The sequence below is a fragment of the Rhodococcus sp. Z6_132 genome (assembly GCF_058133635.1).
This window is the reverse complement of record NZ_JBYUNP010000001.1, coordinates 456,818-472,829: the sequence shown is the minus strand read 5'-3', so window position 1 is coordinate 472,829 and position 16,012 is coordinate 456,818. Positions and strand designations below refer to the sequence as shown.

The 16,012-nt window shown below is 72.4% G+C and carries 12 protein-coding genes and 1 tRNA gene; 8 read left to right on the top strand and 5 right to left on the bottom strand.

The window, feature by feature from the left end:
- Nucleotides 1–17: 17 nt before the first annotated feature.
- Together AC3YO9_RS02195 and AC3YO9_RS02190 are read right to left on the bottom strand one after the other, a co-directional pair.
- Nucleotides 18–1,682 (bottom strand): ABC transporter ATP-binding protein, encoded by a 1,665-nt coding sequence (locus AC3YO9_RS02195; protein WP_489981976.1) that lies wholly within the window; start codon nt 1,680–1,682, stop codon nt 18–20.
- Nucleotides 1,679–2,767 carry a BMP family protein gene (locus tag AC3YO9_RS02190; protein ID WP_489981975.1) on the bottom strand — a complete coding sequence of 363 codons (1,089 nt, stop codon included), beginning with the start codon at nt 2,765–2,767 and terminating at the stop codon, nt 1,679–1,681. Before AC3YO9_RS02190 ends, AC3YO9_RS02195 begins: the two co-directional genes overlap by 4 nt.
- A 336-nt stretch (nt 2,768–3,103) precedes the next feature.
- On the opposite strand from AC3YO9_RS02190, the gene AC3YO9_RS02185 reads away from it, so the two are divergent.
- The 6 genes from AC3YO9_RS02185 (at nt 3,104) to bar (ending at nt 11,984) form a co-directional block, all read left to right on the top strand.
- Nucleotides 3,104–5,200 carry a hydantoinase/oxoprolinase family protein gene (locus AC3YO9_RS02185; protein ID WP_127784120.1) on the top strand — a complete coding sequence of 699 codons (2,097 nt, stop codon included), beginning with the start codon at nt 3,104–3,106 and terminating at the stop codon, nt 5,198–5,200.
- Complete coding sequence (locus AC3YO9_RS02180) at nt 5,197–7,110, top strand: hydantoinase B/oxoprolinase family protein (protein WP_489981974.1); 1,914 nt, start codon at nt 5,197–5,199, stop codon at nt 7,108–7,110. The genes AC3YO9_RS02185 and AC3YO9_RS02180 overlap by 4 nt, the downstream gene beginning before the upstream one ends.
- Complete coding sequence (locus tag AC3YO9_RS02175) at nt 7,110–8,306, top strand: CaiB/BaiF CoA transferase family protein (protein WP_489981973.1); 1,197 nt, start codon at nt 7,110–7,112, stop codon at nt 8,304–8,306. The genes AC3YO9_RS02180 and AC3YO9_RS02175 overlap by 1 nt, the downstream gene beginning before the upstream one ends.
- On the top strand, nt 8,303–9,805 hold the full coding sequence (locus AC3YO9_RS02170; protein ID WP_489981972.1) for a carboxyl transferase domain-containing protein: 1,503 nt from the start codon (nt 8,303–8,305) through the stop codon (nt 9,803–9,805). Before AC3YO9_RS02175 ends, AC3YO9_RS02170 begins: the two co-directional genes overlap by 4 nt.
- A gap of 71 nt (nt 9,806–9,876) precedes the next feature.
- Entirely contained in the window at nt 9,877–10,806 is a 930-nt protein-coding gene (locus AC3YO9_RS02165; protein ID WP_489981971.1) for a carbamate kinase, read from the top strand.
- A 68-nt stretch (nt 10,807–10,874) separates the two neighbouring features.
- Nucleotides 10,875–11,984, top strand: a complete 1,110-nt coding sequence (gene bar / locus AC3YO9_RS02160; RefSeq protein ID WP_489981970.1) for a barbiturase — start codon at nt 10,875–10,877, stop codon at nt 11,982–11,984.
- A 142-nt stretch (nt 11,985–12,126) separates the two neighbouring features.
- On the opposite strand, the gene AC3YO9_RS02155 is transcribed toward bar, so the two are convergent.
- The gene (locus tag AC3YO9_RS02155; RefSeq protein WP_489981969.1) at nt 12,127–12,720 is read right to left on the bottom strand and encodes a DJ-1/PfpI family protein; all 594 of its coding nucleotides are present in this window, start codon (nt 12,718–12,720) and stop codon (nt 12,127–12,129) included.
- A gap of 97 nt (nt 12,721–12,817) precedes the next feature.
- On the opposite strand from AC3YO9_RS02155, the gene AC3YO9_RS02150 reads away from it, so the two are divergent.
- A complete protein-coding gene (locus tag AC3YO9_RS02150) occupies nt 12,818–13,837 on the top strand; it encodes a zinc-dependent alcohol dehydrogenase family protein (RefSeq protein WP_489981968.1) in 1,020 nt (339 codons plus the stop codon).
- Nucleotides 13,838–13,943: 106 nt separating this feature from the next.
- Complete coding sequence (locus AC3YO9_RS02145) at nt 13,944–14,342, top strand: hypothetical protein (protein WP_489981967.1); 399 nt, start codon at nt 13,944–13,946, stop codon at nt 14,340–14,342.
- Between the two features lie 105 nt (nt 14,343–14,447).
- Here the strand turns inward: AC3YO9_RS02145 and AC3YO9_RS02140 are convergent.
- Together AC3YO9_RS02140 and AC3YO9_RS02135 are read right to left on the bottom strand one after the other, a co-directional pair.
- A tRNA-Lys gene (locus AC3YO9_RS02140) sits at nt 14,448–14,523 on the bottom strand.
- A gap of 92 nt (nt 14,524–14,615) precedes the next feature.
- Nucleotides 14,616–15,965, bottom strand: coding sequence for an NlpC/P60 family protein (locus AC3YO9_RS02135; protein WP_489981966.1), 1,350 nt, complete (start codon nt 15,963–15,965; stop codon nt 14,616–14,618).
- Between the last annotated feature and the right edge of the window lie 47 nt (nt 15,966–16,012).

Sequence of the window (16,012 nt, the reverse complement as noted above, 5' to 3'; positions counted from 1 at the left end):
CACGTCGCTTCGCTCGCTCATGACTGCAACCCCACGTCGCTTCGCTCGCTCGTGACTGGCACTGCCTCGCCGGCCATCATCAGGCCCAGTCGCTCGGGGGTGGCGTCGGCGCCGGAGAGCTCGCCGACGACCTGGCCGCGGAAGAGCACCGCGATCCGGTCGCAGAGACTGGTGATCTCGTCCAGGTCCTCGGAGATCACCACCACGCCGGCGCCGGAGCTGCGCAGCTGCTGCAGCTGGGTGTGCACGTACCGGTAGGCGCCCACGTCCAGCCCCCGGGTGGGCTGGGCCACCACGAGGACCCGGGGCCGGCGGGCCAGCGCACGGGCCAGCAGGACCTTCTGCACGTTGCCGCCGGAGAGCGTGCCGATGGCGTCGCCCGGCTTGGCCCGGATGGCGAACCGCTCGATCATCTCCTCGGCGTGCGCCCGCACCGCGGAGCGGTCGAGCAGCCCGCGGCGGGTGTAGGCGGCGAGGTCCTCCAGCACCAGGTTGTCGGCGACGCTCATGGTGGGCACCACGCTGCCCTTGCGGTCCTCGGTGAGCCGCCCGAGCCCGGCAGCCAGGCGAGCGCCGCTGTCCAGCCGCGTCACGTCGGTGCCGGCCACGCAAATCGTGCCCTGCGACGGTGCCTGCACCGCGCACAGCACGTCCATCAGCTCGGTCTGCCCGTTGCCGGAGATGCCCGCGATGCCCACGATCTCCCCGGGGCGCACCACCAGGTCCACCCCGTCGAGCACCGTGCGACCGCCCCGCTGCGCCGACAGCCCGCTCAGCTGGAGCACCGGCTCCGCCTCGGCGGACCCGGCCGGGCGCACGGGCGCGGCCGGGGTGGGCTCGGCGGGTGCGGTCGGTGTGGCCTCGGTGGGCAGGCCCACCGCCGTGGCGGCCTCCGTCGACGGCGGCGGTGCGTCGTCGGCGATGCCCATCATCAGGGCGGCCAGGGTGGTCACGTCCACGTCCACGTCGGCGGTCCGCCGGGTGGCCACCAGCCGACCCTTGCGCAGCACCACCACCCGGTCGGAGATCTCGGCCACCTCGCGCAGCTTGTGCGAGACGAACAGCACCCCGAGGCCGGCGGCGCGCAGCCGCTCCACGGTGGTGAACAGCGCCCGCACGTCCTGCGGCACCAGCACCGCGGTGGGCTCGTCCAGGATCAGCACCCGGCAGTCGTGGAAGAGGGCCTTGACGATCTCCACGCGCTGGCGCTCGCCGATGGACAGCGTGGACACCAGCGCGTCCGGGTCCAGCGACACCCCGATCCGCTCCATCGCCGCCACCACGCGGCGCCGGGCCGCGCGCAGGTCCACCCGGCCGAGACCGATGCCGGACAGGGCCACGTTCTCGGTGACCGTCATGGTCTCCACCAGGGAGAACTCCTGCGTCACCATCCCGATCCCGGCGGCCATGGCGTCCCGGGGCGAGCTGATGGCCAGCTCCCGGCCGCCCATCCAGATGGTCCCGGAGTCCGCTCGCACCAGCCCGTAGACGATCTTCATCAGGGTGGACTTTCCCGCGCCGTTCTCCCCGAGCATGGCGACCACCTCGCCGGCGGCCACCGACAGCGTCACGCCGTCGTTGGCCACCAGGTCGCCGTAGCGCTTGCCGATCTCGCGCAGCTCGATGAGGGGGTCGCCGGGGCCGGCCTCGCGGTGGGGTGCACGCGCTGCCGGTGCGCTCACTCGCCCGCGACCACGATGGACCCGGCCGGTGCGCTCTCGTCCACCGGCGTGACGAACGCCCCGCTCTTGATCTCCTGCTCCTTGGCGGCCACCTGCTTGGCCAGCGCGTCGGGGATGCCCCCGACCACGTCGGTGTTCAGGGGTGCCAGTGCGCTGCCGCCCACGTTCATGAAGGAGAACTTGCCGAGGTCGACGGCCTCGGGCCCGCCGGTGGCCTGCTTGATCACGGCCTCCACGGTGGGGCTGACGTTCCAGATCAGCGACGTCGCCACGTGCTTGGGCCCGTCCGCGGACTGGTCGGTCATCATGCCGACGACCGGGACGTTCGCCTCCTTGGCGGCGGCGATCACGCCGTCACGCTCGGCGAAGAGGACGTCGGCACCGGCGGCGATCTGGGCCTGGGCCGACTGCTTGGCCGCCGCCGGGTCGAAGAAGGTGTTGATGAAGGACACCTTCACCGTGGCCTGGGAGTTGGTGGCCTTGATGCCCTGCACGAAGGCGTTGACGATCCGGTTGACCTCGGGGATGGGCATGGCCCCGACCACCCCGATGGTGTTGGTCTTGGTGAGGCCTCCGGCCAGCATTCCGGCCAGGTAGGCGGGGTCCTGCATCCAGTTGTCGAAGACGCTCATGTTCGGTGCGACGGGCTTGCCCCCGGACCCGAAGACGAACGGGATGGTCGGGAACTCCGCGGCCACCTTCCGCACGGCCTCCTCGGCCGCGAACGCGTCACCCATGATGGCGGCGGGCTTCTCGGTGCGCGCGATGTCGCGCAGGGAGCGCTCCAGCGAGTCCGAGGTCTTCAGGTTGTCCACGTGCTTGTAGCGGATCTTGCCCTCGTCGGCGGCCTTGGTGAGCGCGGTGTGGATCGCGCCGTCCCAGGGCTCCTCCAGCGGCGTCGCGAAGATGCCGTAGACCAGCGGCGCCGCCGCGTCCCCGGAGCCGCCTCCACCGGTGGACTCCGCACCGGTCGTCCCCCCGCAGGCGGTCAGCAGCAGCAGGGCGCAGCCGGCGGCGACGGCGCCGAGGTGGCGGCGCAGCCGCCGGCGGGGGCGGGCGGGCGGACGGGCGAGGTGGGTCGTCATCGAAGCCTCCAGGGGCGACAAGGGGACGTGCGCGGGGATCGACGACGGGCGGCCACAGTGGACGGTGCACCCGGTCGCGGGCAGCGCTGCGGTGCTGAGCGGTAGGGGAAGTGGCCAGAGACGGCGTCTCGAACTACGCGACATTCGACCAACGCCCGACGGGGGTGTCAATGGACGTGCGGCCCGCCGCCTGGGGGTTTACCGGTCTGTCTCGCAGACTTAACTCGGAGTCGCCGCTGGTCGGTCGGCCGCACCGGAGCGCTGCTAAAACCCGTGCCGCACCCTCGGCAACTATTGCCAGCGACTTTGGCGAGTAGTGCCAGTTGACTCGCACCCATGACGCCTCCCCACATCCGCATCGGCATCGACACCGGTGGCACGTTCACCGACGTCGTGGCCTTCGACGAGACCACCGGCCAGCTCACCACCACCAAGACGCCCTCCACCCCGGCCGACCCCGCGGAGGGGTTCATCGCCGGCGTGCACAAGGTCCTCGACCTCCTCGGCAAGGGTGGCGACGCCCTCGCCGCCGTCAGCCACGGCACGACCGTCGCGACCAACCAGCTGCTCGAGGGCAAGGTGGAGGAGCTCGGCTTCATCACCACCGAGGGCTACGAGTTCGTGCTGGAGATCGCCCGGCAGTCGGTGCCCGACGGCTACGGCAACTCCTACTTCTGGGTCAAGCCGGACCGGATCGTGCCCGCCCACCTGGTCAAGACCATCGGTGGCCGCCTGGACCACACCGGTGCCGAGCTGCGTCCCTTCGACGAGGAGCGGGCCGTCGAGGTCGCCCGCTGGTTCCGCGACCGGGGCATCGACACCCTCGGCGTGTGCTTCCTGCACTCCTACGCCAACCCCGAGCACGAGGAGCGGATGCGCGAGGTGATCGCGCGCGAGCACCCCAAGGCGGTCGTGTCGATCTCCTCGCAGGTGCTGCGCGAGTACCGCGAGTACGAGCGCTCCATGACCACGCTGGTCGACGCCGCGGTCAAGCCCAAGGTGTCCGCCTACGTCCGCTCGATCGCCGAGCGGCTGAACAGCTTCGCCGGCCGCGACACCCCCATGCCGTTCTACGTGATGAAGTCCAACGGTGGCGTGCTCTCCGCCGAGGAGGTCGTGCACCAGCCGATCACCACGGTGCTCAGCGGCCCGGCGGCCGGGGCGCTCGGCGCCGCGCTGATCGCCCGCAACGCCGGCTTCGACCAGGTCCTCACCTGCGACGGCGGCGGCACCTCCACCGACGTGTCCGTGGTGCTCGAGGGCGAGCCCACGCTCACCACGGAGGGCAGCGTCGGGGTCTACCCGTCCAAGATCCCGATGATCGACGTGGTCACCGTGGGCGCCGGCGGCGGGTCCGTCGCCTGGGTCTCGCCCGAGGGCGCGCTCAAGGTCGGCCCGATGTCGGCCGGCGCCGACCCGGGTCCGCTCTGCTACGGCAAGGGCGGCCGCGAGGTCACCATCACCGACGCCCACGTGGTGCTCGGCCGGATCCCCCCGCACCTGCTCGGCGGCGAGGTGCCCCTGGACACCGAGGCCGCCCGCGCCGGGCTCACCGAGCTGGCCACCGAGCTCGGCCTGACCCCGGAGGCCTGCGCCACCGGCATCCTGGAGATCTCCGCCTGGAACCAGGCGAACGCGGTCCGCCAGATCACCGTGAAGCGGGGCCTGGACGTTCGTGACTTCACCCTGGCCACCTTCGGCGGCTCCGGCTCGCTGCTGCTGTGCCGGCTGATCGACATCCTTGGCCTGCGCGGCGTGCTGGTCCCGCCCAACCCGGGCAACGTCTCGGCCTTCGGCCTGCTCACCGTGGACGTGAAGAACGACTACGTGCGCACCGCCATCCGCCGCCACGACGACCTCGAGCCGGCCGCGGTGGAGGCGATCTTCGCCGAGCTGCAGGGCCAGGCGAGCACCGCGCTCACCGGGCAGGGCTTCCCGGCCGCCGAGCACCGCTACGACCGGACCGCGGACCTGCGCTACTTCGGGCAGGCCTTCGAGGTGCGGGTGCCGGTGCCGGCCGGCGTGCTCGACGCAGACGTGGCCGAGGCCGTGGCCGGCGCCTTCCACGACGCCCACCGCGCGCTGTACGGCTACGACTTCCGCGGCGACGACACCCAGGCCGTGGAGTGGGTGAACCTGCGGGTGTCGGGCATCGGCCCGATCCGCCGCCCGGACCTGGCCGAGCTGGCCGCCGGCGACGGCAACCCGGAGCGCGCCCGCACCGCCACCCGGGCGGTGTGCTTCGACGGCGACACCGGCTACGTCGACGCCGCCGTCTACTGGCGTGCTGACCTCGCCCCCGGCGACGTGCTCCACGGGCCCTCGATCATCGAGGAGTTCGGCTCCACCGTGCCCGTGCACCCGGGCTTCACCGCGCGGGTTGACCGCTTCGGCAACCTGCTCGTCACCACCACCGCGGAGGTTTCGGCATGAAGACTCAGACCCTAGGTGGCTCCACCGTGGTCGACCCGGTGCTGCAGGAGATCGTCGCCGGCAGCCTCGCCTCGATCGAGATGGAGGTGGAGACCGCCATCGGTCGCACCTCCCGCTCCCCGATGATCCGCGACGCGCACGACTACCGCGCCGGCATCCACGACCGCCTGCTGCGCAAGCTCACCGGCCGGTCCTACAGCGCGCTGGTGCAGCCCATCGCCCGGGACTTCCCGCTGGAGACCATGCGTCCGGGTGACGTGTTCTTCCACAACGACGTGTACCAGTCCGAGGGCGGCATCGGGCACCTGCCCGACCTCTGCGTCACCGTGCCGGTCTTCCACGACGACGGCAACGGCCCCGAGGTGGTCGCCTTCGTGCAGGCCTTCGGCCACCACGACGACATCGGCGGCGGCGTGCCGGGCTCCATGCCCAGCCACGCCACCAGCGTGTTCGAGGAGGGCCTGATGGTCCCCCCGATCAAGCTGTGGGACGCCGGCGTGCCCAACCGGGCGGCGCTGTCGATCATGACCCGCAACTCCCGGATGCCCGACTCGCTGGCCGCCGACCTCGACGCGGAGTGCTCGGCCTGCCTGATGGGCTCGCGCCGGCTCACCGAGCTGTTCACCCGCTACGGCCGGGCGACCATCGAGGCCTGCTTCGACGCCATCGTCTCCGGCACCACCGAGACCTACCGCCGCGAGATCCTCTCCAAGATCCCCACCGGTTCCTGGACGTGGGAGGACTACGCCGAGCACGACGGCGTGGACGACCCCAAGCTGCACACCCAGCGGATCACCCTGACCAAGGTCGGCGAGGACGAGCCCGAGGGCCCCAAGCTCATCATCGACTTCACCGGCACCGCGCCGCAGGCCAAGGGCCCGATCAACCACTGCGGTGACTACGCCGACGGCAACTTCCTCAAGAAGTGGCTGGCCCCGGTGCTGCGCAACCTGGCCGACACCCCCGAGCGGATGGCCGAGCTCGACGTCAACGAGGGCGTGGTCGACCTCATCGACATGCGCTTCCCGCCGCCGGGCACGCTGGTCACGCCGATCTTCCCCGCCCCGACCAACGCCCGGACGTTCGTGATCCTGCGACTGCTCGGCGTGCTGTCCGGCGTGGTGGCCAAGGCCGTGGACGGCCGCATGCCGGCCGACCAGGAGACCATCCGCTACACCGGGGTGTACGGCAACGACGACAACGGCGAGCCCTACCTCATGCGGGAGGTGCTCGGCGGCGGCTCCGGCGGGCGCTACTACGCCGACGGCGAGGACACCATCCACGTGGTGCCCGACTCCCGGAACCTGCCCTCGGAGTTCACCGAGGCCCGCTTCCCGTTCATCGTGGAGCGCCTCGGCCTGGCCAAGGACTCCGGCGGCGCCGGCCAGTTCCGCGGTGGCCTCGGCTACGAGAAGCTCATCCGGATGCGCAAGGACGCGCACTTCATGTCCATCGCCGACCGCTCCATCCTGGCCTGCTGGGGTGTCAAGGGCGGCAAGGCCGGCGAGTCCTTCTCGGTGACCATCGACCCCGGTGGCCCGAACGAGCGGGTGGTGGACGCCCTGGCCGACGCCGAGTTCGTGCCCGCCGGCGGGCTCATCCGCATCCGCACCACCGGTGGTGGCGGCTGGGGTGACCCGCTCGACCGCGACGTCGACCACGTCGTGCGGGACGTGCTGTGGGGCAAGGTCTCCGTGGAGGCCGCCCGCGCCGACTACGGCGTGGTGATCACTGGTGACGCCGACGCGCCCGAGGCGGACGTCGCGGCCACCGAGGCGCTGCGCGCCGAGCTGCGGGGCGTCCGCACCGGCGACGAGGCCTTCTTCGACCGCGGCCCCGGCTACGCCCAGCTCTCCGGCGGCGCCGACTCGGCGGAGTACGACTTCCTCGACGGCGGGGCGGTGGCCTGATGACGGGACCACTGTCCGACGTCCTGGTCGTCGACCTCTCCCGCGCCCTGGCCGGGCCACACGCCGCGATGATGCTGGGTGACCTGGGTGCCCGGGTCATCAAGGTGGAGTCACCGGGCAGCGGGGACGACACCCGCAGCTGGGGACCGCCCTTCGTGGACGGCTCGGACGGGGAGCGCCACTCCACGTACTTCCTGTCCTGCAACCGCAACAAGGAGTCCATCGCGCTGGACCTCAAGAGCGACGACGGCCGCGCCACGCTCACCGCGCTCATCGCCCGGGCCGACGTGCTGGTGGAGAACTTCCGCCCCGGCGTGCTCGACCGGCTGGGGTTCAGCGTGGAGCAGCTCGCCGAGCTGAACCCGCGGCTGGTGGTCCTGTCGATCACCGGCTTCGGCCACGACGGCCCCGAGGGCACCCGGCCGGGGTATGACCAGATCGCCCAGGGCGAGGCCGGGCTGATGTCGCTCACCGGCCCGTCCGCGGCCGAGCCCACCCGGGTGGGCGTGCCCATCGGTGACCTGCTGGCCGGCATGAACGGGGCCTACGGGGTGGTCGCGGCGCTGCACGCCCGCACCACCACGGGGCGCGGCCGGGTGGTGCGCACCAGCCTGCTCGCGTCCATCGTGGGCGTGCACGCCTTCCAGGGCACCCGCTTCACCGTGGCCGGGGAGGTCCCGCAGCCCACGGGGGGCCACCACCCGTCCATCTGCCCCTACGGCCTCTTCCACGCCGCCGACGGCTTCGTGCAGATCGCCGTGGGCAGCGAGGGGCTGTGGCGGCGGTTCGCCCCGGAGTTCGGCCTGGACCGGCCGGAGTGGGCCACCAACCCCGAGCGGGTGGGTGACCGCGACGCGGTGATCGCCGCGGTGGACGCGGCCTTCAGCACGCTGCCCAGCGCCGAGCTGCTGGCTCGCCTGGACGAGCTGGGGGTGCCCGCGGGCAAGGTGCGCAACCTCGAGGAGGTCTACACCTGGGAGCAGACCCGCTCGCAGGGGCTGCTGGTGGAGGTGGACCACGCGGCGCTGGGTCCCATCACCCTGCCCGGGCCGCCGCTGCGCTTCCAGGAGATCTCCGACAAGCCGGCGGGCGTGGACGCGTCGGAGACCACGGTGCGCACCACGCACACGGCCCCCCCGACCCTGGACCAGCACGGCGCGGAGATCCGCGCCTGGCTCGAGCAGTCGGCGCCGTGAGCCGGCTCGGGGCGGTCGAGCTGCTGGAGCTGGTGGTCGATCCGGACAGCTTCCAGCGCTGGGACACCGAGCCGCTGCCGCCCCGGGGCGTGCACGGCGAGCCGGAGCAGAGCTACCACGACGAGCTGGCCGCGGCGCGGGAGCGCTCCGGGGTGGACGAATCGGTGATCACCGGCGAGGCGGCCATCGAGGGTCGCCGCGTCGCGATCATCATGTGCGAGTTCCGCTTCCTCGCCGGCTCCATCGGGGTGGCCGCCGCCGAGCGGCTCACCCTGGGCATCGAGCGGGCGACCGCCGAGGGGCTGCCGCTGCTGGCGGTACCGGCCTCCGGCGGCACCCGCATGCAGGAGGGCACCGTCGCCTTCCTGCAGATGGTGAAGATCTCGGCGGCCATCGCGGCGCACAAGGCCGCCGGGCTGGCCTACGTGGTCTACCTGCGTCACCCCACCACCGGCGGGGTGATGGCCTCGTGGGGCTCGCTCGGCCACGTCACCGCGGCCGAGCCGGGCGCCCTGCTCGGGTTCCTGGGCCCGCGGGTGTACCAGGCGCTCTACGGCGAGGAGTTCCCCCCGGACGTGCAGACCGCGGAGAACCTGGCCGCCCGCGGGCTCATCGACGCCGTGGTGGCGCCGGCGGAGCTGCGCCGGATCGCCGCCGACGCGCTGGCCGTGCTCTGCGCCCCGCGGGAGGCCCCTCCGGCGGTGCCCAACCTGCCGCTGGAGCAGCTGCCGGACGTGCCGGCCTGGGAGTCCATCCAGCGCTCGCGCAACCCGGCCCGGCCCGGGGTGCGGGCCCTGCTGAAGGTCGCCGCCAACACGGTGACTCCCCTGCAGGGCACGGGTGCGGGGGAGCAGGAGCCCGGGCTGCTGCTGGCCCTGGCGAAGTTCGGACCGGCCGCCTGCGTGGTGCTCGGCCAGGACCGCAAGTTCGCCGACCAGCCGCTGGGCCCGGCGGGCCTGCGCGAGGCGCGCCGGGGCATGCGCCTGGCCGCCGGGCTGGGCCTGCCCCTGGTCACCGTGATCGACACGGCCGGCGCGGCGCTGAGCAAGGACGCCGAGGAGGGTGGCCTGGCCGGGGAGATCGCGCGCTGCCTGGTGGAGCTGACCACCCTCGCCGCGCCCACCATCTGCCTGCTGCTCGGTGAGGGAGCAGGCGGGGGAGCGCTGGCGCTGCTGCCGGCTGACCGGGTGCTCTGCGCGCAGCACGCCTGGCTCTCGCCGCTGCCCCCGGAAGGGGCCTCGGCCATCCGGTTCCACACCACCGAGCGGGCGGACGAGATGGCGGCCGCCCAGGGGGTGCGCAGCCTGGACCTGCTCCGCAACGGCATCGTGGACCGCATCGTGGCTGAGCACCCCGACGCCGCGGACGAGCCGGCGGAGTTCCTGAGCCGGCTCGGTGGGGTGCTGGAGCACGAGCTGGCGATGTTGCTGACCCGCACTCCGACGGACCTGCGCACCGCCAGGCTCGACCGCTACCGACGGCTGGGCGTGGCAACGTGACCAAGGACTGTGATTGTTTGGGCAACCATTGCCGATGCCCTGGGCAACGGTCCGTGGCTAGCGTGGCCAAGGTGAGAGTACTGATTGCGCTGGGTGGCAACGCCATGACCGCGCCCGACGGCCGTGCCGACCCGGACGACCAGCGGGCGGCCGTGGTCTCGGCCATGGCCGCGGTGGCCGACCTGGTGGCCGACGGTGCCGAGGTGGTGCTCACGCACGGCAACGGTCCGCAGGTGGGCAACCTCCTGGTGAAGAACGAGATCGCCGCCGCGGTGGTGCCGCCGGTGCCGCTGGACTGGTGCGGGGCGCAGACCCAGGCCACCATCGGCGTGCTGGTGCTCAACGCGCTCGACCAGGCCCTGGCCCAGCGCGAGTGCTCGGCGCGCTCGGCGGTGCTGGTCTCGCGCACCCTGGTCTCCGGCGACGACCCGCACTTCGCCAAGCCCAGCAAGCCCGTCGGCCGCTACCTCCCCGAGGCCGAGGCCAAGGTGATGATCGACCACGGCCAGGTCTGGGAGGACCGCGGTGAGCGGGGCTGGCGGCGCATGGTCGCCTCCCCGGAGCCGCTGGAGTGCCTGGAGTCGGCCACGGTGACCGCCCTGCTCGACGCCGGGCAGGTGGTGGTCTGCGCCGGCGGTGGTGGGGTCCCCGTGGTCCGCAGTGCCGACGGTGAGCTCTGCGGCGTGGAGGCCGTGATCGACAAGGACCTCACCGCCGCGGTGCTCGCCGACCAGCTGGCGGTGGACGTGCTCGTCATCGCCACCGACGTCGACGCCGCGATCATCGGCTGGGGCACGCCCGACGCGCGCCCCATCGGTGCGATCACCGCGGCCGAGCTGCGCGACCTGGCCGCGGCCGGGCACTTCGCCGGCGGCAGCATGGGCCCCAAGGTCGATGCTGCCTGCCGCTTCGCCGAGGCAGGCGGGCGCTCGGTCATCACCTCCCTGCACAACATCGCCGGTGCGCTGGCGGGGACCGCAGGAACGATCGTGACCCCCTGACCCCGGCTGCTCCACTCACCAACGCCACACCCATCAACGCCACATCCACCAACTCGGAGGAGAGCTCAGTGCCTGAAGCAATTGAGGTCCGCAAGGTTCCGCTGCACAACGTCTCGGACGCGAGCGAGCTGGCCAAGCTCATCGACGACGGCGTCCTGGAGGCCGACCGCGTGATCGCGGTGATCGGCAAGACCGAGGGCAACGGTGGCGTCAACGACTACACCCGCATCATCGCCGACCGCGCCTTCCGCGAGGTCATCTCCGCCAAGGGCACGCGCAGCGCGGCCGAGGTGGGCGACATCCCCATCGTCTGGTCCGGCGGCACCGACGGCGTGATCAGCCCGCACGCCACCATCTTCGCCACGGTCCCGGCGGAGAAGGCCCCGCAGACCGACGAGCCGCGCCTGACCGTGGGCGTGGCGATGAGCGAGGAGCTGCTGCCCGAGGACATCGGTCGCACCGCGATGATCACCAAGGTCGCCGCCGCCGTGAAGGACGCGATGGCCCAGGCCGGCATCACCGACCCCGCCGACGTGCACTACGTGCAGACCAAGACCCCGCTGCTGACCATCCACACCATCCGCGACGCCAAGAGCCGCGGCAAGACGGTGTGGACCGAGCAGACGCACGAGTCCATGGACCTGTCCAACGGCGGCACGGCCCTGGGCATCGCCGTCGCGCTCGGCGAGATCGACATGCCGACCGACGAGGACGTCATGCACAACCGCGAGCTGTACTCCGCGGTGGCCTCGTGCTCCTCGGGCGTGGAGCTCGACCGCGCGCAGATCGTCGTGGTGGGCAACGCCCGCGGCGTCGGTGGCCGCTACCGCGTCGGCCACAGCGTGATGAAGGACGCCCTGGACTCCGACGGCATCTGGGCCGCCATCCGTGACGCCGGCCTGGAGCTGCCCGAGCGGCCGCACACCAGCGACCTCGACGGCAAGCTCGTCAACGTCTTCCTCAAGTGCGAGGCGAGCCAGGACGGCACCGTGCGCGGCCGTCGCAACGCGATGCTGGACGACTCCGACGTGCACTGGCACCGCCAGATCAAGTCCTGCGTCGGTGGCGTGACCGCAGCGGTCACCGGTGACCCGGCGGTGTTCGTCTCCGTCTCCGCGGCCCACCAGGGCCCCGAGGGCGGCGGCCCCGTCGCGGCCATCGTGGACATGGGCGCGTAACCAGCAGCACCCCACCCCAGCGGCCGGTCTCTCCTGCACGGAGAGGCCGGCCGCTGGCGTGTGCGGTGCCACCGGGGCTCGGCGTTCAGCGGCAGAGCTCCGGGGCGGCTTCACCCGGCGCCGGTAACCACTCCGGCGACGCTCAGGACCCCCAGCCCCACTCCATCTCGGCGACCACGTCGTCGTGGATCCGCGCCCCGGCGAGCTCGCGGACGACCCGCAGCGACAGGTCGATGCCGGCGGAGATCCCGGCGGAGGTCCACAGCCGGTCCGCGCTGCGCACGAACCGCGGCCCGCGCTCGACCTGCACGGTCGGATCGAGGTCGGCAAGCTCGGCGTACGCCGTGTGGTGCGTGGTCGCCCGCCGCCGGTGCAGCAGGCCGGCAGAGGCCAGCACGAGCGACCCGGTGCAGACGGAGAGCAGCATCTCGACCTCGGCCGCCCGGTCGCGCAGCCAGGCCAGCAGCCGGTCGTCGGACTGGAGCTTGCGGGCACCGGCGCCGCCGGGCACCACCAGCAGGTCGGCGGGCGGGCAGTCGTCCAAGCCGTGGTCGGGTTGCACCGTGAAGCCACCGCGTCCGGTAGCGACCGCGCCGGTGAGTCCGACCGAGATCACCGAGAACTCGGCGGGGTCGCTCAGCTCGCCGGCCACGTTGAAGACCTCGTAGGGCCCGGCGTAGTCGAGGACCTCCATGTCGTTGAAGGCCAGGATCGCCACGGTGCGCGTGCTCGTCACCGCGCCATCATGACCGTCCGGGCCCCGCTGACGTCTGCGGGGCACCACCGGCGGGCGTTCAATGGGGCGAGAGCCCGCGAGAGTGAGGAGTGGCCACATGCGTGGAGTCGTGATGCACGCCCCCGGTGACGTCCGAGTCGAGGAGCGCGAGGATCCCCGGATCGTCGAGCCCAGCGACGCCATCATCCGGGTCACCGCGACCTGCGTCTGCGGGTCGGACCTGTGGCCCTACCGCGGCATCGAGTCGGTAAAGGACGCCCCCATGGGACACGAGTACGTCGGCGTGGTGGAGGAGATCGGGCCGGAGGTGCGGACGCTGACGGTCGGCGACTTCGTCGTCGGGTCGTTCTTCGCCTCCGACAACACCTGCGAGATCTGCCGGTCGGGCTACCAGTCGCACTGCGTGCACCGGGTGGGGATGGGCGGAATCGGGACGCAGGCCGAGCGGGCGCGCATCCCGCTCGCCGACGGCACCCTGGTCGCCACCCCGGGCCAGCCCGACCCCGAGCTGGTCCCGTCGCTGCTGGCCGCCTCCGACGTGCTGGGCACCGGCTGGTTCGCCGCCGACGCCGCCGCGGCGGGGCCGGGCAAGACGGTGGTGGTGGTCGGGGACGGCGCGGTGGGTCTGCTCGGGGTGCTCGCCGCCCGGCAGCTGGGCGCGGAGCACATCATCGCCATGTCCCGCCACGCCGACCGGCAGGCGCTGGCCCGGGACTTCGGTGCCAGCACCATCGTGGAGGAGCGCGGCGACGATGGCGTGGCCAGGATCAAGGAGCTGACCGACGGGCTCGGTGCGCACAGCGTGATCGAGGCGGTGGGCACCCAGGAGTCGATGATGCAGGCCATCCGCTCCGCCCGGCCTGGCGGGCACGTCGGCTACGTCGGGGTGTCCCACGACGTGACGCTGCCCGGCCAGGAGCTGTTCTTCTCCGGCGTGCACCTGCACGGGGGACCAGCCCCCGTGCGCCGGTACCTGCCCGAGCTGGTGCAGCTCATCTGGGACCGCAAGATCGACCCAGGCAAGGTCTTCGACCTCACCCTGCCGCTGGACCAGGCCGCCGAGGGATACCGCGCGATGGACGAGCGCCGGGCCATCAAGGCGCTGCTCACGCCCTGACCTCGGCCTAGGGGCGCCAGGGACTCGGGCGCACACGTCCGGTGAACCGCACCTCGGCTAGACGGACAGTTGACTCATCGCGCCATTCCTGAGAACTCTTCTCGTCATGAGCCAACTTTCGGATCTGCTGAAGCAGCACCTCCCCGAGGACTGGAGCGGGCGGCGAGTGTCCCGGGAAGCCGGGGCCCGCGACTACAGCCTCTCGCCCGCAACGGTCAACAACATCCTTCGCGGCAAGCACGGAGTGCCCACGGAAGAGGTCCTGCAGGCGCTCGCCGGCACGCTGCCGTCGCTGTCCCTGGCGGAGCTGCGGCGTGCCGCGGGAGTGCAGGCGGGGGAGGCTGATCCGTACGTGGCACCGCCTGAGGCGGCCCGCCTCACCCGGCGCCAGCGCGAGGCGATCAACGAGCTGATCCGGTCGATGGTGAACGCCGAGGCTTCTGCCCCGACTGTTCCGAAGTCCGAGGCGGTGGTCGCTGCGGGCACGGACGCGCCGGTGAGCTGAGACGGCGTGCATGACGGCCGTGCAGGGTGATCCGACGATCTTCGGTGCGGCGGCACGCGGAGCCACAGCTGGGGCCCGAACTTCTGCCCTCACCTCGGCGGAAAATGGTGGGCCCCGTCGGGCTCGAACCGACGACCTGCGGATTAAAAGTCCGTAGCTCTACCAACTGAGCTAGAGGCCCGAGACGTCCAGCCCAGCAGGGCCGATCGCCCTGGGAAGCCTAGCGAAGGCCGCCGCCGCGCTGCAGGTGCGGGTTCAGGTCAGCCGCACTGTTCAGGTCAGCCGGACTGCGTAGGGCACCAAACCGTCGGTGCGCACGTTCGACACCGTCACGAACTTGCCCGACTCGGGCGCCTCGATCATCTTGCCCGCCCCGATGTACAGCGCCACGTGGTGGATGCCGGACGGGCCGTAGAAGACCATGTCGCCGGGCTGCATCTCAGCCAGCGGCACCTGCCGGCCCGACTGGTACTGGTAGCCGGAGTAGTGCGGCAGCTGGATGCCCACCGCGGCAAAGGCGTACATCATCAGCCCGGAGCAGTCGAAGCCCACCTTGGCGTAGTCGCCGAAGGTGTCGGCCACCCCGCCGTCGCGGATGCCCACCGTGGGGCCGGTGTAGCTACCGCCGCCCCAGGAGTACGGCTGGCCCAGCTGGGTGGCGGCCCGGCGGATCACGGCCTGCGCCGCCGGGGTGGCCGGCACGGCCTCCAGCGAGCCGTTGATGCTCGCGATCGCCTGCCGGGCCTGCTCGGCCGCCTCGCGGTCGGCGGCGGCCTGCTGGGCGCGGCGCTGGGCGTCCCACTGCTCGAAGCTGGCCCGCTGCCGCTGCAGGCCGTTGGCGGTGTCCGCCGCCACCTGCAGGTCGTACTGCGCCCGTGCCGCCTGGCTCTCCAGCTGCTTGGCCCGCGCCAGCTGGCTGGCCTGGGCCTTGCTGGCCTGCTGCATGGCGGCGTCGGCGGTCTGCTTGGCCCTGCCGGCATCGGCAGCGGCGATGTCGGCCTGGGCCTTGCTGGCCACCGCTCGCGCGTCGGCGTCGGCGGTGGACTGCCGCGCGGCGTCCAGGCCCTTCATCACCTCGAGCTGGCTGCCGCCCACGGCGTTGAGCAGGGCCACCCGGTCGAGCAGCTCGTCGGGGCTGTTGGCCGCCATGTAGGCGCTGAACGAGCTGATGGTGCTGCCCTGCTGGAAGCTGCCCAGGGCGAAGCGAGCGGCCCGGGCGTTGGCGTCGTCCAGGGACGTCTTGGCCAGCAGCACCGACAGCCCGGACACGGTGGCCGCGGTGGCCGCCGACGTCGCTGCCTGCTGGGCGGCGGTGTGGTCCACCAGCGCCTTGTTGGCGGTCTCCATCGTCAGCGCCAGCTGGTTGTGCAGCTCCACCAGCTGCGTCTGCGCGGAGGTCAGCTGTCCCGCCAGGCGAGTGAGCTCGTCGGCCTTGCGCTGCGCGGCCTCGGCGGCCTCGTTGAGCTGGCCGTCGCCCGGGTTGGGGGGCGGTGTGGGGTCGGGCTGGGCGGCGGCGGGGCTGGCCACGCCCACCAGCACCAGCAGGGACGCGAGCAGGGCGAGGACCGCTTGGGGCGCGCGGCGACGGGGAGCGTCAATCCGCCCAGAATGGAGCCAAGGCACTAAGTACGCTCCTCATCGGACTGTGAGCGGGCTCACGGTGTTACGGC